At 56.3% G+C, this 23,205-nt stretch carries 14 protein-coding genes; 5 read left to right on the plus strand and 9 right to left on the minus strand.

The genetic code is table 11. The annotated features are described in order from the left end of the window. Positions 1–123 precede the first annotated feature (123 nt). Positions 124–2,487: a hypothetical protein gene (locus tag O8B93_RS21735; RefSeq protein WP_405049078.1), complete on the plus strand. Its 2,364-nt coding sequence runs from the start codon at positions 124–126 to the stop codon at positions 2,485–2,487. Positions 2,488–2,616: 129 nt separating this feature from the next. Continuing rightward, positions 2,617–3,591: a helix-turn-helix transcriptional regulator gene (locus O8B93_RS21740; RefSeq protein WP_269711956.1), complete on the plus strand. Its 975-nt coding sequence runs from the start codon at positions 2,617–2,619 to the stop codon at positions 3,589–3,591. 187 nt (positions 3,592–3,778) lie between these two features. Here the strand turns inward: O8B93_RS21740 and O8B93_RS21745 are convergent, their stop codons facing one another. Further along, complete coding sequence (locus tag O8B93_RS21745) at positions 3,779–4,711, minus strand: alpha/beta hydrolase (RefSeq protein ID WP_269711957.1); 933 nt, start codon at positions 4,709–4,711, stop codon at positions 3,779–3,781. 80 nt (positions 4,712–4,791) lie between these two features. Then, positions 4,792–5,709, minus strand: a complete 918-nt coding sequence (locus O8B93_RS21750; RefSeq protein ID WP_269711958.1) for an alpha/beta hydrolase — start codon at positions 5,707–5,709, stop codon at positions 4,792–4,794. A 119-nt stretch (positions 5,710–5,828) separates the two neighbouring features. Here O8B93_RS21750 and O8B93_RS21755 point away from each other — a divergent pair, with 119 nt between their 5' ends. After that, positions 5,829–6,722: a LysR family transcriptional regulator gene (locus O8B93_RS21755; RefSeq protein WP_269711959.1), complete on the plus strand. Its 894-nt coding sequence runs from the start codon at positions 5,829–5,831 to the stop codon at positions 6,720–6,722. 351 nt (positions 6,723–7,073) lie between these two features. Here O8B93_RS21755 and O8B93_RS21760 read toward each other — a convergent pair whose 3' ends face one another. Further along, on the minus strand, positions 7,074–9,110 hold the full coding sequence (locus tag O8B93_RS21760; RefSeq protein WP_269711960.1) for a hypothetical protein: 2,037 nt from the start codon (positions 9,108–9,110) through the stop codon (positions 7,074–7,076). Between the two features lie 940 nt (positions 9,111–10,050). On the opposite strand from O8B93_RS21760, the gene O8B93_RS21765 reads away from it, so the two are divergent. Next, a complete protein-coding gene (locus O8B93_RS21765; protein WP_269711961.1) occupies positions 10,051–11,070 on the plus strand; it encodes a TIR domain-containing protein in 1,020 nt (339 codons plus the stop codon). A 255-nt stretch (positions 11,071–11,325) separates the two neighbouring features. Next, positions 11,326–14,976 (plus strand): ORC-CDC6 family AAA ATPase, encoded by a 3,651-nt coding sequence (locus O8B93_RS21770; RefSeq protein ID WP_269711962.1) that lies wholly within the window; start codon positions 11,326–11,328, stop codon positions 14,974–14,976. A gap of 90 nt (positions 14,977–15,066) precedes the next feature. Here O8B93_RS21770 and O8B93_RS21775 read toward each other — a convergent pair whose 3' ends face one another. The 6 genes from O8B93_RS21775 to O8B93_RS21800 all read right to left on the minus strand — a co-directional run bounded on the left by O8B93_RS21775 (position 15,067) and on the right by O8B93_RS21800 (position 23,125). Continuing rightward, positions 15,067–15,339: a hypothetical protein gene (locus tag O8B93_RS21775; RefSeq protein WP_269711963.1), complete on the minus strand. Its 273-nt coding sequence runs from the start codon at positions 15,337–15,339 to the stop codon at positions 15,067–15,069. Between the two features lie 56 nt (positions 15,340–15,395). Further along, the gene (locus tag O8B93_RS21780; RefSeq protein ID WP_269711965.1) at positions 15,396–15,797 is read right to left on the minus strand and encodes a very short patch repair endonuclease; all 402 of its coding nucleotides are present in this window, start codon (positions 15,795–15,797) and stop codon (positions 15,396–15,398) included. A gap of 25 nt (positions 15,798–15,822) precedes the next feature. After that, positions 15,823–17,013, minus strand: coding sequence for a DNA cytosine methyltransferase (locus O8B93_RS21785; protein ID WP_269711966.1), 1,191 nt, complete (start codon positions 17,011–17,013; stop codon positions 15,823–15,825). Between the two features lie 3 nt (positions 17,014–17,016). Next, positions 17,017–18,807, minus strand: coding sequence for a response regulator receiver domain (locus O8B93_RS21790; protein WP_269711968.1), 1,791 nt, complete (start codon positions 18,805–18,807; stop codon positions 17,017–17,019). Then, positions 18,807–21,782, minus strand: a complete 2,976-nt coding sequence (locus tag O8B93_RS21795; RefSeq protein WP_269711970.1) for a sensor histidine kinase — start codon at positions 21,780–21,782, stop codon at positions 18,807–18,809. Before O8B93_RS21795 ends, O8B93_RS21790 begins: the two co-directional genes overlap by 1 nt. 212 nt (positions 21,783–21,994) lie before the next feature. Next, complete coding sequence (locus tag O8B93_RS21800) at positions 21,995–23,125, minus strand: RHE_PE00001 family protein (protein WP_269712057.1); 1,131 nt, start codon at positions 23,123–23,125, stop codon at positions 21,995–21,997. Between the last annotated feature and the right edge of the window lie 80 nt (positions 23,126–23,205).

Consider the following 23,205-nt stretch of genomic DNA (forward strand, 5'->3'; position numbering starts at 1 on the left):
ACATTCTGCAACGCTCCATTCAAGAGGCAGCGATCGACAGCTAACCACTTGTCCTAAAGATATTTTGTTAACGGGCGCCCCCTATTCCCGCTCGCCCTCGGCACTGGTGCCGAAAGAAACGGAATGAGTATGACCAAACACGACCTTTCATCACGTCATTTTCAGCGAAAAATTTCGGAATTCTGCGAGCTTCGCATCGCTCCGATCGCATCCAGGCGAGTGTTGGAGAATATACGACCTTATCTGTCCAGTTTGATTATCTACCGGAAATCGCCCCCGCTTCTAAATGGCCATATCGACTGGACGATGATCAGTCAGGCCTGTGGGATCGAAGCCGATTTGACAGCAGAACTGAAAAAGCAGCTCCGGCCAGGCTTGGATGCAATCATCCGCTGGCTCGGTACACCACCAGCGGCCGAAGAACGACGACCGCCAAAGCAGACAGCTAGCTCGAGCAAAATGGCGCCCGCCAAGAAGGCAGCTTCCGCATCCTCGACCAGAAAGCCGCAATGCGCGGCGACCGACGGTGCCTTTGCCCGGTCCGCGTCGACACAGCGCGGCCCTGAACCAAAACCGATAAGCCCGTTCCCGGACGCACTATTTGAAGCGACAGAAGATCCGGCGAGCTTTCAGGACGCATTGATGTATCATATGCGGCGGTTCGGCGACACCTATTGGCAGCTTTATCGCGCTGTTGTTCATCTGAATGAGACCTTCGACAATAAGACGCTGCTATCCTGGACCCAGGGCGAGCGCGTGCCCCGATCTGTTGCCAGTTTCAATATTCTTCGCCGCATCGAGCGACGCTATCGACTTTCAGAGGGGTATTTCAAAGAGAAACTGCCGCATCAGGCGCGCTCGCTGTATGGTCACGATCTCGGTGATATCAGCCCAGCCGAGCGTCGACGAATTTCATTGCACCTGCCCGAGGACTTCAACAGCCTGCCCTTTACCAAGCGCGAGGAGATCCTCGACTGGGTGCGCCGGGTGATCATTTCCGGCTCTACGGAATATCGCCGCTATCAGGCGGCGGCCAGCAAGCAGCGATACGCCATCCGCTTTCCCGGCGTCACCTATGGCAGCAGCTTTCTTCCCTCTCGATCATTGGCCTCGGCGGCCGGCGCCAATCAGAACGTTGCCGCAGAAATTGATGATCCTGATCTGCTCTCTGGCGTCGTAGACGCGCCGCCAAGGCTTGCCATGGAAATGGCTGATCTCATCCGCTTCAAAACCTCGACACTGACGGCGATTGGTTTCCAGCGAAATGGCGTCTGGGGTGAGGAAACGGCCTCCCAGAAGATTGAACACCTCGGCTTGATGTTTGGTGCGCTTGCTGCCTCGCCAAACGGCGTCGTCAAGGGTTTTGGTCTACCAGTCAGCAAGTTGAGCTTCGGCCTTCTCGTCTTCCCCGGTGTTTGGGACTGGTATCTGCAGTGGCGGGAAAAGCGACGCGGTTTCTATACCAAGTGGGAAGAAGACATGCTGATGGTCGCCCAGGCTCTTACTCGTGCAGACGTAGGCTGGATACGGCAGCACCCGGAGCTGCTTCGGAATGTCAGGCCCATCGCGGGCTTGATTGAGCAGGAAGAAATCGACTTCGCGGCTCGCGACTGGCATGGCGCGTGTGACGCGTTTCACCGACATGCCGCGAACCGTTCCAAGGAGATCCAGCGAGTGATGCGCGTGCATCGCGACCCATTTGAACCAATCATGTGCGTCCTTGAAGCGGACAGTCCGCTGGCGGAATATCGCAAGATCACGGACGAGATTCTTAAACGCATGCCGGATGAGAACAGATATCCACGACCGGCCGCCGAAGCCGTCAGATCATTCCTACTGCTTCGGCTTGGCCTGCACCTTGGGCTCAGACAAAAGAACCTTCGCCAACTTCGTGTCTGCCCTCGTGGACACTATCCGACATCGGAACGCCGGCTTGAGGACATGAAATGCGGAGAGTTGCGCTGGAGTGATCGCGACCATGGCTGGGAGGTCCTTATCCCGTCGGTCGCATTCAAAAACTCTGGTTCCTCCTTCTTCGGACAGAAACCGTTTCGGCTGGTACTGCCGGACCTGCTCGATCTCTACGAATATCTCGATGCCTATATCGACCGTCATCGGGGCGTCCTCCTTGGAGGAGCCAAAGATCCCGGAACCCTGTTCGTAAAGACGGCGAAGACCACCAGCATCGACGCAGCTTACAACTCGACCACATTCTATGAGGCTTGGAGGACCGTCATTCAACGCTATGGCATTTATAACCCTTATACCGGGCGAGGTGCCATCAAGGGCTTGTTGCCGCATGGACCGCATAACCTGCGGGACATTCTCGCGACGCATATCCTGAAGCAGACCGGATCCTACGAGCAGGCGAGCTACGCAATTCAGGATACGCCCGATGTCGTGCAACAGCACTATGGTCGCTTCCTGCCGCAGGACAAGGCGGCGTTGGCCGCCAAGATTTTGAACCAAGTGTGGGAGGCTGCCTGACCGCCGTGAAAGCCGACATACTGACGCTGCAGGATCACAGGACGCGTCAATCCTCACATGAGGATCTTTAGTAATCACTTGAATTTAATAATTATGCGCATATTATGCGCATAATTATTGGAGATGTAGATGGCTAACAAACTTAAGAAGTATAGAGTGGATGCTGGCCTGACCCAGGCTAAACTGGCTGAAATTGCCGGAGTAACCCAATCCACATACCAGAGATGGGAGACTGGCCAGATACCTATTCCGGATGGCAAGATAGAACGACTTGCGGCAGTGCTTGATAAAACTCCAGATGCAGTCTTAGGGCTTCGCAAGCCGGTGGAGGCGGCGTTATATGATGCCAAGGCGCCGGATTTCGCGCAGTATTATGGCGAAGTAGCTCTCCATTTCAAAGATGGCGGTGATCCGCTGCTATTGTCCATTTCAGAAAAAGCATACGGGCAATTCCATCAGGATCTGCAGGGCGACGATAAATTTTTTATCGTTCAAAGTCTGTCCAATCAGACCGTAATAATCCGTGCGGCTTCAATTGCAGATGTTTATTTTTCCAGTGAAGCGTACGATTACTATGGCCCAAAAGACCAAGTCTATCTCCGCAATTCTCCCTTGCAACTACCGGATTCCGGCGATTGGGAAATCATTGAAGCTATCGCCCATGATGTTATTGGAATGTATGACTTTGACAAAAACCACATCCAACGGGTCGAAGAGATTCTGTCGCTCACGTCTGACGAAAAGTTTGCAGAGTTAGTGGCGGAGGGCCTTCTGCAAGAAAGCGAAGTCGAGATTGAAAGGTCGCGAGAGCTAGAAACTCAAGAAGCGATTTTTGATGTGGCGACCAATATTACATATCAGCTGTCAAATGGCCAAAGGCGCTCCTTCACCGCAGAGAACGAAGTAATCTATGACGCTTTCTGGGAATTAATCGAGTTTCCTGATGCGCGCGATATTGAGATGATACGTATCGCCCCAGAGGGCTACCATCGTACAATCTTTGTAAACCCCAATGCGCTGGATTACATATCGCTGCCAACCCACAAATGGGAAGGTGGTAGCCTTGAGGCAGCAGCTGTTGAATTGGAAACGGCTGAAGCATAGCTTCTATGCACTAGCATGGAGCGATCTGGTGCCGCAAATTCTTCTAGCTTCGGAGCTGTGCAGCCGACTTGATGCCCGCAAGACAGAACCCTTAGGGAAGGCCTTGAAGCGGGGTCGAACCGCCGACCCTATAATTATGAAAACTATCCGTCTGAAATAACTCAGTAGTTACGGCCGCCGCGGCCGATCAGGCCAGATGCTGCTTTAGGAACGGCACGAGCTTTTCGAGCGCCAGGCCCACCGGCTCCGGCTTGTCGTAGAGATCGTAGTGTGACCAGTCTTCCAGTGAAACGAGCTGGCGATCCTTCGAGGCGACGGCGCGGCCGTAGGCTTCCATACCATCGCGGAAAGCGCCGAACGCGCCGACCTTCTGGCCGATCACGACCATCATCGGCTGGGTCAACAGTGTCTCGGTGAAGGCGAAGGCATCCCAGGCCAGCGTCTTCTGGGCATGGCTGAACAGCATCCGAGTCCAGCCGCCTTCCCGCTGACCGCGCGGCGTCTTGTAATAGTCGGTCGCTTCGAACACGTCGCGTTCGGTAAGACCGGCTTTCGTGGCCATGTCCGGGCGCGCGGGCAGCAGTTCGTTAACCTGCAATTCGCCACCACGCGCTTCCCTGGTGCGCTGCGCTGCCATGGCTTCCAGAGCACCAATCGGGTTGTACCCGCTGAAGCCCTCACGGAAGAGACGGCCGATATTGACCGGGGTGATGCCGACGACGGCCTTGATGCGCTTTTCCGTCAGGCTGGCGTTGAGCACGTAGCCGCCACCACCGCAAACGCCGATCACACCGATGCGGCCGGCATCGACATAGGGCAACGTCACCGCGTAATCGATGACATGGCTGATATCCTCGACCCGCTGGGAGGGGCTTTCGATCCAGCGCGGGCTGCCGCCGGATGCGCCCTGGAAGCTGGCGTCATAGGCGATGACGACGAAGCCCTGCTCGGCAAGTGCCTTGCCATAAACATTGCCCGAGGTCTGCTCCTTGCAGCTTCCGAACGGATGGACGCTGACGATTGTGGGATAGGTCTTCGCTTCGTCGAACGCCGGCGGGAACAGGATGTTGGCGGCAACATGCCAGGCCATGTCGGGGTTCTGGATTTGAACGGTTTTCATGTTGTTCTCCTTGTGAGGGGCGCGCAATCTGTGTGGACCGACGATGCCGGCCCGCAAGGCGTTCACCACGCCGCTATGACTCAGACCGAGAGCTTCGCCGTGAAGAACGGCGCGAGCACCGAGACGGCCTCGTTGACATATTTCTCGCCGTCATAGAATTCCATGTGATTGGCGCCCTCAACGATGTGGACGGACTTGTCGGTGCTGGCGGCGCGATCAAAGAGGTCGTCGCTCATCCACTTGCTGCCCGCCTCGCTGCCCGCGACGATCTGGATCGGTTGGGTCAGATAGACATCGGCCATGTGATAGGCGTCGTAGGTGATGATCTGGTTCAGGCTGCGCAGGGTCGCGACGCCCGGCGAGGTCGGGCACTGCGCGCGGGCAGTGTGGTAATATTCCCATGCCTGACGAAGCTCTTCGTTCGGCGCGTCTGCTTCGTTCACCGGAGCCAGCGGCATCGTGGCGGAGCCCGCCTTCGCATCCTCGGTGCGGGCGTTGGAGCCAGCCTCGATATAGGGCAGCGCATCGATGGACTTGACGGTGTTCTCCCAGCCATTGCGGAACATCGAGCCGATATTGACGGCGCTGACCGTGCCTATGGCCTTGATGCGGCGATCCTGGATCGCGGCATTGGCGGTGTAGCCTGCCCCGGCGCAGATGCCCATGGCGCCGATGCGATCTTTGTCCACGTAGAGCAACGTCGTCAGGTGGTCGATGACGGCACTGACGTCCTCGGTGCGGATGTAGGGGTTTTCGAGCTGGCGCGGCTCACCGCCGCTTTCGCCCTGATAGGAGGCATCATAGGCGATGGTCACGAAGCCGAACTTGGCGAGCTTGGCTGCATAGGTGCCGGCCGTCTGCTCCTTCACGCCGCCGCCGGGATGAGAGACGACAATCACCGGATACGTTTTGCTCTCGTCAAAGCCTTCGGGAAAGTTGATCACCGCTGACATGGTGATGGTCGGGTTGTTTGAGTTCTTGAAGCTGATCTTGCCCATGTTTTCGGTTCCTTTTCGATGCGGGATCGCATGTCCCTTGCCGATGGAGAAAATCTAGGACAAAACAATTGTCTCGATTAGAGGGATAATTACGCTTGGCCTTATCACTGAGGTGATGAATGAGACGGGATGAGATCGCCGATCTGGCAGCGTTCGTGGTTGTCGCCGAGGAGCGCAGCTTCACCAAGGCCGCCGCCCGTCTCGGCATGGCGCAATCCGCGCTCAGCCAGATCGTGCGGCGCAGCGAGGAAAGGCTCGGCCTGCGGCTGCTGTCGCGCACGACGCGCAGCGTCGCGCCGACCGATGCCGGCGAGCGTCTGCTCGCAACCCTCGGCCCGATGCTGCACGATCTCGACACGGCCATCGCTTCCCTGGGTGAGCTACGCGACCAGCCCTCCGGCATCATCCGCATCACCACGGTCGAGCATGCGGCCAAGACGCTGCTGCTTCCCGCGATGAAGAGGCTGCTTCCCCACAATCCGGACATATCCGTCGAGCTCACCATCGACTATGGCCTGTCCGATGTCGTCGCCGATCGTTTCGACGCCGGTGTGCGGCTCGGCGGGGAGATGTCGAAGGACATGATCGCGGTGCGGATCGGCCCCGACATTCCGATGGCCATCGTCGGCTCGCCGGACTATTTCCGCACGCACCCCATTCCCACTGCGCCCGCGCAACTCATCGATCATCGCGCGATCAATCTGCGGCTCCCGACCTCCGGAACGCTGAACAAGTGGCGTCTGATGCGCGGTGGCCGCGAGACGCGGGTCAGGGTCGACGGTCCGCTCGTCCTGAACACCATCGATCTGATCCTCGACGCCGCGCTCGATGGCCATGGCGTCGCCTATCTGCCGCTCGATCAGGTCAAGCCTCACCTCGCGTCCGGACGACTGACGCGGGCGCTCGCCAAGTTCACACCAGATCTGCCGGGCTATCACCTCTACTATCCGCACCGGCGGCATGCTTCCACGGCGTTTACAGCTTTCCTCGAGGCTGTGCGGTTTCGTGGATGAAGGCATCTCGCCCCCGCCAAGGCAACTTGTTGAGGGGGACCGGGGTGGCGAAAGGGGGTCGCATGGCTCTCGAAGTTCATTGACCAGATGGAGGCAACTTCCCAGCACAGCCCCCCAAATCGGTCAGTCCGTTTCCCACCCGTACTTGACTTGGCGGCGGCTTAGGAACTCGTGCACTATGCCCAGCGGCCTACCAAGTCCTTCGAAAGGTCGATGGTCACCTTGAAAGGAATCGAACCTACAACCTGGTTATTCAAAATGTACACCGGCGCCTGAAAAGCTTGAGGAAATGCCCTCGTCGATACCAAAAACGAATTCTTTCGGTGAGCTGCACCGCGTCAAGAACGCTCACTATAGTTTCGCCGACGTTCGATCCCAGCGAGCGATGAATTCGGTCGCGTTAGACATGACCCGGTCAATAGCTTCCGTGCCTTGCTTCCCGTTCTTGTTCGGCAGTGAAAAGGCCTTCTTGCAAAAGCTCAATGCAACACGAGCCTCGGCCAATGCGGATTGCCGTTGCAAGATGGTCGGATTATCGGCGGCATTATGCATTGTGATGTAAGCTCGAGCCATATGCGCAAAACCTAGAAGATAACATCCAAACCTTTCAGCGGCGGCGTCAACTGATTCGAGGAGCGAAATTGAAAGATCGGCTTTCGCCCGGTCGGAGGCCCGGAGGCTCCATGTATTTAGTGACGAACATCTTTCAAACAAAGCTTGCTGTAACCGTTTGGGAAACCGCTGCTTTAGGATTAACTCCTGTGTCGCATAGGCACTATCAGCCATAGAGAAATGCATATCGTCGCCCGTTAACGACCCGAGACCAGAAGACGCAGAACCCGCCCTGCCCAAGAAATAGAGTTGGAGATAGGGAGCCTGCGCATAGGAGGAGGCGCCTGCAAACAACTCACCAGAAACCGCGGTCAGTCTTCCTGCAACGTTAAGTTTGGGAAAGCGTTCGTCGAAAAAACTGATCCCGAATCGCTTCAGAATTAGTGACGCGGTATCTGCGAATGCGATGGCCCAGAAGAGCCGCGCGATTTCCGTGCATGCAGGCTCCATTTCAAGGATCCAAACCATGACGTCTTCATATAGGGACACGTTAATGGAAGTGCTGGCAATTGAAACTTGCTCTTCCACCAAGCTCTCGAAGACTGACGATCTAAGGTCGGGCGGTAGCTGCGCACATTCCAACAGGCCCCAACTGCGCCTCAAGAACCCAACTTGGATTTGGCTGATCCCTTCGCTCTTGAGCAGGTCGAGGGGGTCGAACGATGCCAAGAAGGCAATGCAGAGCCTCTTTGTTCTGGCCTTTGTGGTGGACTTAAAGATGCGAAACACGGACAGCGCATCGACCTCACAGTCAGCTTCGTTGGCATCTCTGTTATGGGTAGCTTTGATAAATTCGATCTCAACGGCGATATGGTCGAGAAGATCACGATGCTCCGGCCGTCCTTGAAGGCTTTGGGCAGCCCGTTCGATCGTCGCCAAGCCATTGCGGATTTCGAGCAGATCGATCCCGGCCCAAGCTCGTCTACGAAAATGTGAGGCGAAGATAGATGCAGCTTCACCGAACTGGCGCAGCTCCTGCTTCTCACAATATAAAGCACTCAGCTTTTCCGCGTTCGCCAAAGCGTCGTCCCAGTCGGAAATCCTCGACGACCGCAGGCAGATCTCCGTTAACAACCTGTTCAAGCTAACGCGGATGGCCTTGGCGGTTTCGTTGGTGAAGCCCGCAAGATCGGAGGAAAGAAGCAGGGATGATTTTTTTGCAATCAAACGAAGATAGTCGAGCGATAACGGTTCTGGCGACGTGAAAGCATTGGTTTGCTCGTCGAGAACTTCGCGGGTTACCGCTTCTGCAATCACATTATTGATTTCACCTGCGCCGACCTGCAATTTCAGCTCGCGCAGGTGAGCTGCCTCTGTGCTCTTTCCCATGATCTTGATGATACTGTGGTTCGTTTCATCCAGTCGCTCTCCCCAGATAATCACGTCACAGCTCGCTTCGTTCAGCCAGCGACGCGCAACGGCTTTGTTGCGGTCGTCGCCCTCTTCGTCATCGCCAACAGCTGCTAGACTCAACGGAAAGGAAACTACATTGATCGGAGCGATATTCGCAGTTGGATCGGCGGCATAATTGGTGGTGATATTACTACGGACGATCTTGGAAAGCCTTCCCCTTGTATCGCCTTCGAACTCGCAGACAAGCACACAGATCCCCTCACCTTTGCGCGCTTTGAGGCGCTTCGCTTTAAAGCGGCAGATGACTGGCTTGTATGTTCCGCTTTTTACAAGAACCGCCAACAAACCTGCGACGATCGTCGACAATACGCCGACTATCAATTCAGGAGACTTTTCAATGACTTGATGAAGGATAGATGCCATGGCCGCCAGAAAATCTGTGATTGGTAACGAGGTTCGTCATTATGCGGAATGCCCGCTGAGGGAGTATTACCGAACCTTGTTGTCTTTGCATCTTCAACTTCGCCTTGATTAAAGAATTAACGCCGAGCAAAGTTGATTTTTGGCAGTTAAAAGGATTCGAACCTAAGGCCCTGTCGTCGCGACGGAGCTAACGCGCTGAAAATTCTCAGTTTGGAGGTGGGTGTTTTCGCGAACGGACTGCTGTCAAGTTGGAATGAGACTGACGGCTTCTAGCGGCGCGAAGACATCGCATAGTCTGCCACGCGGATCGCGCGATTTGCCCTGCTAGTCCATCAAGTTGGCGCATATTAGTTAACCGTAGCAAGGAAAGAAAATCGCCAACTACCAAATATCGGAAATCTCTCTAACTTTAAAAAACATATATTTTTCAATCTATTAGATAATATCTAAATTATGACTTACGGTAAATTTCCTTGTATTGACGTCGTTTATCGAATGCAGTACAGATTATTTATCGTTGATTGAGTATGAGAAATGGCTATTGGAGACCGAGTGCGACAAGAGCTCGATGCGCTCGAGCTTGAATTCGTAGCTGTTGAAGAATTCAGAGGCCTGGCAAAAACTCCCGGCGGACGTCTTACCGATTTTGGGCGGGCATTTCTGGATTTTGCGCATAAAAACGGCGTGAGACAGATACTTGTCGCTAGACTTCTGGGAATCTCACCCGGGGCTGTTTCGCAACACCATCGTCGTTGAAGCTAGAAAGCGGGCCTGCGGTATCCGGTGACGTCTGGACCGCGAACTCGTCGAGCTTGGGCCGGCTCGACACAAGAGTAGAGCATGACGTTGACATCGAATTGCAAATCAAGACCGGCTCGATGATCGGAATAGCTGGGCGAGAAAGAGCCTCGATGCCCTAAAACACTTACGAGAACATCACATGACCGCTATTTTCATAAGTCACGCAGTTGCCGACAAAAAGCTGGCGAAACTTTTTACTGATTTCTTGAAGGAGGCCATTGGCATTCCGCACGACGAGATCTTCTGCTCGAGCATAGAAGGCCATGGTGTGCCGATGACCGAGGACTTCAACAAGTACATGAAGGATGAGATTCAAGAGCCTGAACTAGTCCTCCTGTTAATGACACCGTCGTACATGGAAAGCGCGTTCTGCCTTATGGAGCTCGGAGCATCGTGGGCGTTGTCAAATCGCACGTTGCCGATTGTCGTACCGCCCGTCTCGTTTTCGGAGGTGACGAAAACATTGGGACTGGTTCAAGCTTGGGACATCCAGAAAACACCCGGGATCATCGATCTGAGAAAAGCAGTGAGGAAGACTCAAATCTCCCTTGAGCCGCGCGATGATCACGTTTGGGAGAGCAAGAAGGCCGAGTTCAGCAGGGCCATCAAGAAGTTAATAGATAAGTTGCCCGCGGCCACAAAGGTGGCAGCCGAAGAATATCAAAAGGCGCTTGACGAGATAGAGGCCCAGAAGGACGAGATCGAAGGTCTTGAGAAGCTTGTCGGTGAGAGAGATGCGCTGATCGAAAAGCTTAAGGACGCGAAGGACGCGGTTGCCGTCAAGGCGATATTGAAGGACGCAGGCGACAACGATCCAGAAGAGGAATTTGATAGCTTGATGGATGACGTCAGAGCCACGCTACCGGACGTAGCCTACATCGTGAAAATCCACATTCTTATGGATCATTACGGTAAAGCATCGCGGATTGATTGGAACAACGACCGACAGGAATTTGAGACTGCTGTTCAGAAGAAGCTCATAGATGCCGATATTGGTCACGATGTCTTGTGGTCAGGGCCAAAGCTGAAAAGGCTTGATAAGGCTTTGCGAGCGCTGGATCGGTTCATCGAAAGTGATGAAGGCAAGGATTATCTAGAAGCTAAGGACAATGGTCTGATTGAGGCTGACGACATCGATTTCTGGAGGGAGTATCTTTAGGTCTGGGGCGAGTTTGAGAGTTGATTCCGTCATGGGTCAATTGATGGACTATAGCACAATCACTTTGAGTGCGTACGTCACGTGGTCGAACATCTTCACTCGAGGGAATAGTGCAATTGCTTCGGACGCGCGGGTCTTTAATCATGAGAGGCCAGACCCAGGCGATCAGTCCGATTCGCATACAAACCCAGCTTGGTACTCCTCTCAACACAGGACGGAACGGCATCGCCTATCCCAATTTGACCGGAGAAGAAATTGTCTGAACTCGGACGTTACTGCTGCTTCAATTGCCCCAAGCCGGACCAGGAACTCAAAGCGCTGACGGATCGCTGCCCGGATTGCGGCTACGCTTATGGATTTCCTCTATTCGATGTTCCAAAGTCGATCGGCAAGTTCGAGGTCCAGCGATCGCTTGGACGCGGCTTCTACGGCGCAGCGTTTGTCGCAAAGCGACAGGGCGCGGTGCGCGCGCAAAGAGTGTTAAAAGTCTCACCAAAGGCGATGTACAGCCACTTCAATAAATCGTTTGAAGATGAGGTAGCGCGTCACTCCGAGGTGGCGGAAGGCTCCGAATTCATCGTCGGCGTTGAAGACCTGTTCGAAGCTGACATTACCTTCGGCGACCTTTCGATACCGTGCCACGTCGCCGAATTGCAGTATCTCGACGGTGAGCCGTTGCAAGCCTACCTGAACGGATCGGAACCCCTGAGCGCGTCGGAAGCCGCGCAGATAGCTTGCGACCTGTTCCGAATGCGAGAGGAATTCGAGGTCCGACTCAAAAACCACAACGACCTTCATGCCGCAAACATTGTGGTCCAACGCCTTCCGAAGGCTTCTTGGCGACGAGGTGACGCGATAGAGCCCGCAATTCGCGCTATGGCGATCGACCTGGGATCGGTTGCCGAAGACCGACGTTCGGGAGGCGGCTATGTCGGCGACCTCCACTGGATAGTCGACCACATCACGAAAATGGCATTCCAACTTTTGGAAGGCGGCGACAACACCGCCGACCTCGAAAAGCGGATAGCCTTGAAGCTGTTGTCGATCGCTCAGTCGCTCACGGGAGCCATTGAAAACCAACGCCCGCCGTCGGCGGAGGATATGGTCCGGCTGATCAGCGACGAGTATCATCAGGTTGCGCAGCCCTGGCGACCCTGGCGCAACAATCTGGTGCTTCGCCGCTTTGAGGAATCCTTCAACGCTCAGACGATGGATGCTTGGTACGTGCCGGAGCTGCTCGTCGATCCAGATGGCAATTGGATTAAGCGTGTGAGTGCGCCGGGGCCTCTTGTCATGACCGGCATGCGCGGTTGTGGCAAGACGATGCTTCTCCATTCCGTACAGTTCCACGCCCGAGCCACATTGCGTGTGCAGGAGACGGACGCGCACGCGCTCAAGCGAATATCTGGTGACGGATATGTCGGGCTGTTTGTTTCTGCGCAGCGCCTCATCCCTGTCGGAAGCAGTGCAAAGGAGCCTTCGGCTGCGATGCTCAATGCCCGGCTCTTAGTCGCTTACGCGGCCGCGGCCGCTCGAGCGATAGCACATCTTTCTGATTTGGACGGCGCGTCGGTCGCTCCCGACGCGCCGTCGACAATTGCCAAGGCGGTCGCGGATGTAATCTCGCCGGCGATCCCGGTTGCGGCGCCGGCGACAATCGAGCAACTCGAGAGGTACTTTATTGACCTGCTAGTCCGCATGAGCCGAAGCGATAGTCTGTTCGAGCTCGCGACGACGTCGGCGACCGCGTTTCCGCATCTCGCCGAAGCCGTCCGGAAGTCGTCGCCTATCTGGCAGGACTCCCAAGTTCTATTTCTTCTCGACGATGTATCAACCCGCTATCTTGACAGCAGCAAGATCGAAGAACTCCTCTCGGCTCTTATCTTCCAGCACCCGGTCTGCGCATTCAAACTCACGTCGGAAGCGCAAACGATTTTTCTCACGCTAAAATCACCGGGCCAACTCCACCCTGCGTCCGCTGGCCGAGACTTCCAGACGTTCGATCTCGGTGCTGAAGTTTACGAGACCCTGAAACGTCCAGGCGGGGGCAAGGCTTTCATCAATAACGTGCTTAGGGCCAGAGCAAAACTTTACTCCGGGCATCCCAGCGCGGAACCGAGGGATGTGCTTGGCGATATCGATCTTGAGTCGATCGCGAGAACTATCGTGTCGTCACAGCCGACCTCGACCGATCGCAAGTATTGGGGCCTAAGCGCCCTTGCGGGTGTCTGTGTCGGAGACATCGGGAGCGTGATTCAAATTTATCAGCAGATCCTGGCACGACGCGGCAAGGCGCTGCCTGTTCCGCCGCAAATCCAGAATGACGCGTTTCAGGATTTCTGCGCGCGTTACCTATACCACCTGGATCGCCGCGGCAGTGACCTAAAGGCTGTTGCCATGAGCTTCGCCGAAGCGTCGTATCAGCTTCTCATGCAGTCCGGCAAAGACCCAGCCTCGAAAAGGCTCAGGCAGTACAACTCGATCTACATACGCATCACTTCCGGCGATGTGGAAGAGCAGATGAAGAGGCTGCGCGATCTGGTAGACGCCGGGGTCTTCGTTTTCACCGGGGCCGCCCCGCGGACGAAAACCCGGGATTCCAACCCCACGCAACAGTTTCAGCTGACGTACCGAAAGATATACGGTCTCGTGAACTTTATCGGTTTGTCGGAACGAGACCGCTTCGAGTTATCCGGTGACGGGTTGCAAGAATGGCTCGTGCATCCGGCCCAAGGCAGAGAACTTCTCGTCAAAAACTTGGCGAAGCAAGAATTCGACGAGCCCGGCGTCCACGTTGAGGAAGTGGTGGAAGCCAAACCGCGGAAATTTGAACGGTCGCAACCTGTGCAGCTGATGCTACTCGAGCACGGCGCGCCGACCACGACGAGCTCCCGCGCGCCGAGCTTCGAAAAATCGCCGATTGCGATTCCCAAAGTATCGAGATTGACCCGCAGTGATCTGCCGGCGCATACTGATACACTGGTGGTTGGTCTCGGCTTCGAGGAGCGCACAGCCGTTTCGTTCGAGCGATTGCTGGAACGAACGAGACCTTCGAAGGTCCTTGCCGTGCGATATGAGAACCAAGGCTATGCCGACCGTATGCTTGAGCATGCGCGATCGAGGGGCATCGCGGTGGAGGAGACTTCGTACACGGCCGTCAAAACCGGAGGTTTGCCATCTATTGTTGGAGAATCGGCGATCGACATCACCGGGCTGGCGAAGCCGGCGCTCTTCAACGTCGTACGCCATGCTGTGAGGAACGGCTCAAGGTCGACCTTGGCATACACTGCTGCCGGTGTGTACTCGCCTCGCGAAAGCGATCTTACCGCGGTCCTCGAGGCACACGCTTCCTACAACCGGCACGACACCCTTGCGGCCTTAAAACACGTCCTTACGGGAGAACAAGGTCCGTATAAGTCGCATTCGCTTTTGACGACGGAGACAGACGGGACCCGGAGTCGAGGCCTCTGCGCATTCGCCTCCGCAAAGCACGAACGCATACTTCGGCTTATCGAACAACGTGAATACGATGTCGTGGAAATCATGGTCGATCAAGCGGATACAGCGCGCGCGAAAGTGGCCGAGATGGCCGCGACCGTGGCTTTAGAAGAGTGCCGTGCAGGCGAGATCGTGGCGGCCGACGCGGTGGATCTGGAGGCCGTCCTTAGGATTTTGTGGAGCCGGCACCAGCAATGGTATGTAAAGGGTGGCCTAAACTTCGAACTCGGACTCACCGGAAACAAGATTCAGGCAACCGCCGCAGCGATCGTGAGCGCACTCCTGCCGGTCAATGAAGTCTGGTATCTCGAGCCGGCAAGGTTCGACGTGAACGGCTTCACGCAAGGGACCGGGGATTCTTATTACTACAATCTGACGGGTTCAGCCAACCCGCTTAGGCGTGGCTGACAGGCGCGCAATACGGGCTCAGGGATCGATCGTGGTAGCTGCCCGATGTAGCCAACTCTTGCTGGACCCTCACGATCAGCTAACTAAGAATCAGGCAGTTCCAGTTTTGAAACGCTTCAGCGTAAGCATATGCAGCCTATCTTGCTCGTGCGGCCAGTATACGAGAAAGGTGGCATCGCCGTACGCCGCTGTCCGGCAGGTGAGCTCCACCGGCTCCCCACGAATGAGATCGGTTCCATTTGCAGCCGCTTGCGTACGGAGCAGTGTCTCTAGATCTAGAGGAACCTCGATCATCACCAATTCCGCCAGCGGCAAGCGCTTGTCGATGAGAGGATAGATGCCGTCCGGCAAGTTTGCATCCATCGGTGCGCCTCCTCTAAACTACAGAAAAGCGACATATACCGCATCAGCACTCTGCGTCACAGGAAACCTTGTAGCTGTTCAGCGATACTCTCATCGCTGCGCGCTTCGCACTCCCAAATAACAAGGACGGACCAGCCGTCCTTTTGAAGATCCTCGATGGCGCGAGCGTCACGCTCGGCGTTACGTCGAAGTTTTGCTTCCCAGAATTCGATGTTCGATTGAGGTATTCGCGCGCGCTTGCAGTCATGCAAATGCCACAGGCATCCATGAACGAAGATAACCTTCCGCTTTCCCGGAAAGACGATGTCGGGATTTCCGGGGAGGTCCTTGCGGTGAAGCCGAAAGCGATAACCAAGCCGATGGGCGCATCTGCGGACCGCCATCTCCGGCTTGGTATCTTTCGACCGAACACGCCCCATCAGCCGAGAGCGATCGTATTGGCTGAGCTTGTCGACCATGTCCTCTCCTCCAAATGGGCGGCGATTAGAGGCGCTTTGAATCCGCCGTTTTCATGTCTTTGTGCGCCGCCTCTTCGATTTGTCGCCGAAGATGCTCGCACAGAGAGCGCGCAAGCTGAACCGGGACGGCGTTGCCGATCTGCATTCCTGCAGCCATCAAACCGCCCTCAAACACAAAATCATCCGGGAAGGTCTGGAGGCGCGCGGCTTGCCGAGCCGTGATCCCATGGTGCTCTGTCGGATGCACGAAGCGACCTTTTGACGGATTAATGCACGCGGTCGTCATGGTGGGGGACGGTTTTGATGGATCGATCCGGCCGTAGACGTCACGATGACCGTCATGCTCCGCATGGCACGCCAGAACCCTGTTGGATTGGTGGCGGGACCCGCCGTTTGGAGGCGTGCTTCTGAACGTTTCGATCAACCCGGCGGAATGAGACATATGAATATTGTTCGGGTCTCCTGCCAGAGCGCCGACGAAGGCGTCCGCGGCCGTTCGCCAAGCAAGTCGTTCGTCGGACGGCGAGAGCTTAGCTGGATCGCCATGTGTGGCACGGGGCGGCCAAGCCAAGTCGAACTCCAACCGCTTGGGATCGTATCCGAGGATGAACACGCGTTTTCTACTTTGCGGGACGCCATAATTCTGTGCGTTGACCACGATGGGATCGAAAACCTGGTAGCCTTGTGCGCGTGCGGAGCTGAGGAACGTCTGCAGGTAATCCGCATGCTTGGGTTGAAGCATACCCGGCACGTTTTCCAGCAGGAACATCGTGGGCCGAATGGCGCGCACGAAAGCGAAATAGCGCAGCACGAGAGCATTCCGCGGGTCGTCGACCCCCGTGTCTCCCAGGCGATGCGATGAGAACCCCTGACACGGCGGACCACCAAGCAGCAGGTCGCATTGTCCCTCGATCAACCCTGCCTCGTTCATGACGTCAAACGGATCGAGTTCGAGGATATTTTCCTCGAAGACCGCCACTTTCCTGCCGCTGCCATTGCGGATCTGCTTGCGGTATGTGGCCGCTGCGTGCTTGGAATGCTCGATCGCCGCGCGCACCTCGAAACCGGCCTTGATGGCTCCGAGCGAGAAGCCGCCAGCGCCAGCGAAAAGGTCGACACAAAGAGGGATCGTGGTCGGCGAGGCGACTGCAGGGGTTTTCACCTTAACGCGATGCTCAGGCGCGCGTTTGGCGGTGGACGGAGGCGGGAAGTCCAAGACTCAGTCCTCCAGCGGCGACTGGGAGTCGCGATCGTCGACAAAATCGAGACCGATCCTGGACTGCGAAGTAATGAAGCGCGATTGGATTTCCAGAGCGTACTCATACCGCAGCATTCCGCAAACGGTCGCCGTCGCGTGCTTCATCTGGAGGTTCTTCGTTCGCTTCGTCTTGGGCGGCGAAACATAACTGACTTCGCAATGCGGAGCGTCTTCACCTGGCAGATAGCCGTCGTTTCGCACGTACATCATCATCCAGGCCGGGGAAGATCCGACGTTTCTAGCTGCGGAAAACGCAAGCCGTTCCGTGGTGCCGTCGTCGTTTAGGATGTTCGCGAAGATATGCCCTCCCCGAGAGGCATCCAGAATGGCATCCTTGTCCTTTTTCTTCAATAGCTGAAGGGCCGTGAACCGCTTGATGCCGTCCATTCGATCCCACGGCCGCCCGCGGTGTACCCTTGGCACCATATCGCAGGCAGGAGTCAGGCAAAGCCAATACTCCTGACCGATTTTCAGTATGTGTCCCAGCTCCAGATGCGGGCTTCTCGCAGGTTTGCTGCCCACGAACGCGTTGTGACCCATCCGTGCCTTGGTGAGAACGGTCATATCCTTTAGATCGACTTTGAAGTGCGATTTGACGACCTCAGTCGGATCACGCCCTTTGTCCACCAGTCTGATTTCTTTGGCGAACGCACTGACGTTGGGGAGCAGTCTATCCATCAGTTGTTCCGCGTGGTTCCGAACGGTGCGATTGACGATGGCGTCAAGGTCGTGCTGATCGGCTTCGAGCACTCGGCGATACCACATCGCGCCTACATCGGGTTCTCCGAGGGCCGCGTCCTGAACCTCGATCCCCCGTTCGTTCATTTCCGCCCTAAGTTTCGTTAACATCAGACGAGGCGGACGCGGATTCCATGCACTCAATGCCTTTTGAACAGCAGGCAGCAGCTCCTCGCCGTCGTTCTTGGACTTGAAAGCGATGAACCCGCGCGAACCTCTGATAAACATCGCGTCGTCCTGACCCCAGTAGGAAACGCCGAGGTCAATTTTCGCGAAGCGCGCCGCGTTCCTGTCCTCAAATATCTGCAAGGCGTACTTTGCCGCTCCGAACCATGCCCTTCTGTGCAACTTCGATTTTTCCAAAAGTGCCTTGAGGTCGCCCCATGGAGCCGTTCCTGAGTGAACTGCCTTTGTGAGAACACTGTCGTCGCGATTGTCGGCTTTCGTCGTCCAGATATATTGGCTATCCTTAACTGCACTCAGCAGTTCGTCCTCGTGCTCATCTATGAAATCCTGGAGTTCCTGAGGAGAGGTTTCCGCTGGAAGCCCGTGGCGCGGAACGGAAAGACCAATCAAAAATTCCTGGAAAACCCTGTCCAGATCTTCCTGCGTGTGCACCAGGATCAACGTGAAGTGCTTGTTTGCGAGCGCAGCACGGGCATATGCGACTGCTTTCGATCCATCGCCGGCCTTGTTCTTGTCCAGCTGATAATCCAAGATCAAAAGATCAGTCTGATGGAGCCGGTGGATTTGTTCTTCCTCGGTATCTTCAGTTGGCGAGGTACCGTCGTGAATATCAAGGAGACACGGCGATGCCGAAGCTCGAAATTCTTCAATCACTTTCCGAACTTTGTCACGGTTCTGCTTCCAGTTCTTGTGGCCGTGTTTCGTGTCGCGAACACGGTCATCCAGCAGGATCTCGTGCAGAGTCGGGTAGTCGTCGTCTACAATCAGCACCGAGCGAATAGGCTTAATAAACGCCTCTGTGATGAGGTCGTCGTAGTTCTTTTCCATCATTCCCCCTGCGGCCCCAAATCCGCATCCCGAAACTCGATATAAAACGCCGCGCCCGACAGCGTTGGCGGGTCTTCCACAGTCTTGTAGCGGATCGAATGTCCGCCAGCGGCAAGATTTGCCCTCGCCAGATACAGCCCCACGCCTCGGCCCGATCGCTCCTTGCGTGTGAAGAACAGCCGAAATATCTGGGAGGTATCCTCATCGGAAACACCCGGTCCGCTATCGGCGATCACGACCTCGTTGCCGACGATGTCGAAGAGGATTTCACGCGTGGGCCTCGCCACCGTCGCCACCCAGTAGACGCTGTTGTTCACCAGGTTCATAAAGACCGGGAATATGCGGGCGGGCCTCTCGTAAAGCCTCATCTGCAGAAACTCGTCCGTCGCCCTGAACCGTATTCCCGACTCGGCGAGCTTCGGCGCGAAGAATTGTCGGATGAACTCGGCGATCTCCGCACCCGTAATCCATCTCTGCAGGCGATCGCCCGACAGGCGTAGCGGCGAGAGGAAACGCAGTTGATCTGTTAGGCCTTCGATGCCTAGTCGGATGTCCCTGACTTCCGGCGCGTTTCGTATGTCTTCTGGCAGCGAGTTCAGGCCCGCAGTCGCCATTTCGTCGAATTCTTGGAGATCATGCGCTGCAATCTCGACCGCAATGCCCAGTTGAGCCAGCGCGGTGAGACGATCAAGCTCGGCGGAGGCTTCTCGAAGGTCTTGATTTTGAACGCTTGCAAGCGTCTCTAGGTCGATCTCCGCCTTCACGTTTTCCAGCGCGGACACGTATATGCCAAAGATTTGCCGGTTCTCCGAAATCCAGTCATCTCTCAACTGAGCCAGAAGACCAATAGCCGAGCCGACGTCGACCAGCTTTGCCGAAACCCTTGCGACAATAGCGTCTGCATCTTTCCCGAAATCCGCAATCCTGGCCTGCGCTAAGGTACGGACGAGATCGTATTGCTCACGCTGCAGCCCGACAATGCTCGATTGAAATTGCTCGACTTGATGACGAACCGCGTCGGTCGATTGTCTTATCTGCTTGTCGAGGAGCCGGCCGGGTTCCGCGGCTTGAAATTCTTCTAGGGCGTTACGGAATTTCGTTTCATACGTAGAGATCAGTTCGGAAACCGTGTCGGCATTGTTTCGCGCAGCCTGGTATCGGCTGGTCAAGCGAGCGGAGCCCGACGGTTGCGGCCGGATGCTGGTGTCGGCAAGCGAGCTCCTCCAGTCGGATATACGATCGGCAGCGGCAACGACCTGATCGTCTTCTGTGATTGCAAATCCCTTTAGCTCGCGACTAATCTCGGTGAGAAGCGGTGGCAGGCTCTGTTCGGCACGCTCGAGCTCGGCCTGGAACAATTTCCGTTCTCGATCGCGAAGCTTCTTTGCGTCTTCCTCGGCGCGTTGCGCACGGTTGCTTGCCTTGTTTGCATTTATCCGCGGCTTGCGGATATCGGACGCGGAGCCGAAATACCGCCTTGCCGATTGATCGAGAATGTTGCCGATCAAAACGCGGAAGGTCTTCGCAGCGGTGTTGTCGATAAAACCTTCACGCCCCGCCTTGTCCTTGAGGTTCGGATTGTGGTGTCTCGTCAGCGCTATACGGCCGAACATCTGGCGGTGGTTCCAGAAGTACCGCCCGGCGTTCTTGCTGCGTTTGTACTCTATCGAGAAAAAGTCATTGTCCTCACGTCCGTACGGCAACACGCGCAGACCATCGCGATAGATCATCAAGCCGGCGTAGTCTTCCGCCAGCGCCAGATAGCGGATGTGTTCGGCTCGTTCGTGGCTGGAGTTGGCTTGTTCAAATTCCATCGAGGCGATGTAGATATCGAATGGCCCGACACGCGTCGCTGCCCGTTCCGGCATGTACAAGCCTTTCGGCAGTTCGAACTCGACTGCTCCGTCAATCCAGTATCCGAACGCCTTCAGCCGTCCCCGAAACACTCCGTCGTCACCGACCGATCCCTCGATCTGATGCTCCATGTCCTGGACTTGAGACCGATCGATCGCTCTCTCTGCGCCGACCAATATCTTGGCGCGCGCGCCATCCGGCCCCGGACTCCGTACATCGACCGAGTAATCGAAGTCCGGCCTACCACGGCCTGTGGAATACGGATCGACGAAATTCGAGAGCGTCCGCTCGAAACGGTCGATGACCTCGGCTCTCACAAGATCGGTGTCACCTGTAGAGGGAAGCGCTTTGAGGGTGTCGTCGAGATCGAAAACCAACATTGCGGTTCCGGGCCCGTCCCATTTTTCGAGGTGCTCAGGCCGAAACGGGATGCGCTTCATGCTCTGGATGATCCGCTGGGACGGCGGGAGACCGGCGCGCAGCGGCTCCTCGCTAAGCCACTCGTCATCGAAGCGTTTCCACGCGGCTCGCGCCGGTCGTTCGGTGGTCCGCCAGCCGTCGGCCATGGCGAGAACTGAACCCATCAGATCGTCCACCATCGCCGGCAAGGCGTTGAAGATGTCGATCTTGGTGTCGAAGGAGCCGGTCGCGACCGCGACCTCGGAGAGGTTCAGATAAGGATTCTCGAACATCCGCCAGTCCAGGAGGGCGGCGACATATTTGTCGGATCGGTGCTTGCTGATCAGAAGGAGGACAGATCCAAGTTTCGCGCTCGACAACCTGCCGATACCTTTTTGACCCTGCCGGGCCCTGATCGGCAGCCCGCCCCGATCCGCGGAGGCAACGGGATGTGTATCTGATATCTTGCTCTCGGTGCCGATAACCAGCCACCGCCCGAACAGGTCGGCTTCCCGCATGCCGTGGCCGTCGTCCGTTAGAACGGCGACGGATGGCTCATCGTTGAATACGTGGAGTTTCACAGTCCGCGCGTAGGCGTCCCAAGAATTCTTCCAAAGCTCGGAGACTGCTGTTGGGGCGTCAGCAATCTGCTCTCGCCCAAGATGGTCTATGGTCCGCGCCCGGGTTGCGAAGCTCTTCGTGACGACGCTGGCTTTATCCACTTTTAGTCAACTCTCGGGTTACGACGACAATCTCGCGACGATGTTTTATTTGCCACATTACGCATCGAACGGTTAACGGAGAATAGTGAAAACAGTGCGTTTTCATACCCAAGCGCGAGTTGCCTCAGAAGAATACAATCAAATTTTCTGTTCGTCACGCTTCCAAAAAAGTCGAACCGACATACGTTCCTCATGTTACTTTTCACTACAAGTCACAGTAGACCCCATGCCCGAAACCTCCCCCTCCCGGTCATCTCGCGGAGCCCGAGTTCCAAAACAATCCGCCGCGCCGCCTGCGGCGTGACCTGGAGTGTCTTGGCCACCATCCCGGCCGACACCAATGGCTTTGCCATGACGAGCTCGACCAGCTCCGGCAGTTTTGACGACGTTCGTCGTCCCTCGAGTTTTCGTTCGAACATCGTTCTCGCTAGCACCAGTCGGTCATGCTCCTTCACGCCGATCTCCGCAGCCGCGATCAGCCCGTGGGCGATGGCGAGCAGCCGGGTTTCGCGATCGCGATGCCGGCGCCGGCCGACTGGAATGGTTTTGAGGCCAAGGTTGATCGCAGCGAGATGCGCGCCTGACGTGATGTCGGCCCGCCGTAGGATGGATGCGGCCAACAAACGGCCGAGCCAGGGCACATGTTGCAGGACGAAAATCTCGTTCCAGGCATCGAGGGCGACGATGGCCTGCAGCACTGCCGGCAAGTTTTCGGCCTGGCGCAACACGCCGCGCCATTCGTCGAGCCGGGCATCCTCGTCCCAATCGAGATCATAGACCAGCGGATCGGCCGGAGCCCGGCCGGGCCTTTTGGCTTGTTCGATCGCCGCGTCAGAGCGCGCGAGGATCGCATCGATGGCCGCGTAATCAACGCCAGGCAGATTCTCGGCTTCGTCACCATCGTCCCCCTCCCCTTCCGCGTCGATCGCCACCGCGGGTCGCATGACTCCTGCCGGCTCCACCGCCTCGACACCGACAGGATTGATATCCGACGTCTGTCGCAAGGTTCGGATACCGTCGGCGGACAACGCCCAATCCGGCGACTGCCCCGAAATTCGTCGACGGGTGCGGAGCACGTCGCGGGCGATGGTGAGCTCGTGGGTGGGTGTGCGGATATCTTTCGTGGCGTCGTGGAGGACGAGGTCTTCGAGATGGACGAGCTCGCCGCCGATCCAGAGAGACGCACAGGCATCGGCGAAGTGGGAGCGCTCAATCCAGCCCTGGCCGACCGGCGAACGGGCGACACGCTCGTCGAGCCGGGTGAGTGCGACACCGGCGTCGAAAGCCGGCCGCATCAGGGCAGTCATGCTGTTTTTCGCGAGATCGTAAGCCATTGATTTTATGGTAAATGATTTTCTAAACGAACGCTATATGAATATTACAGTTCCTCACATGGTATGATTGCCAGTTGAGGTTATAACCA

The organism is Martinezella rhizogenes (assembly GCF_027460065.1).
GTDB classification, from domain to species: Bacteria; Pseudomonadota; Alphaproteobacteria; order Rhizobiales; family Rhizobiaceae; genus Agrobacterium; species Agrobacterium rhizogenes_C.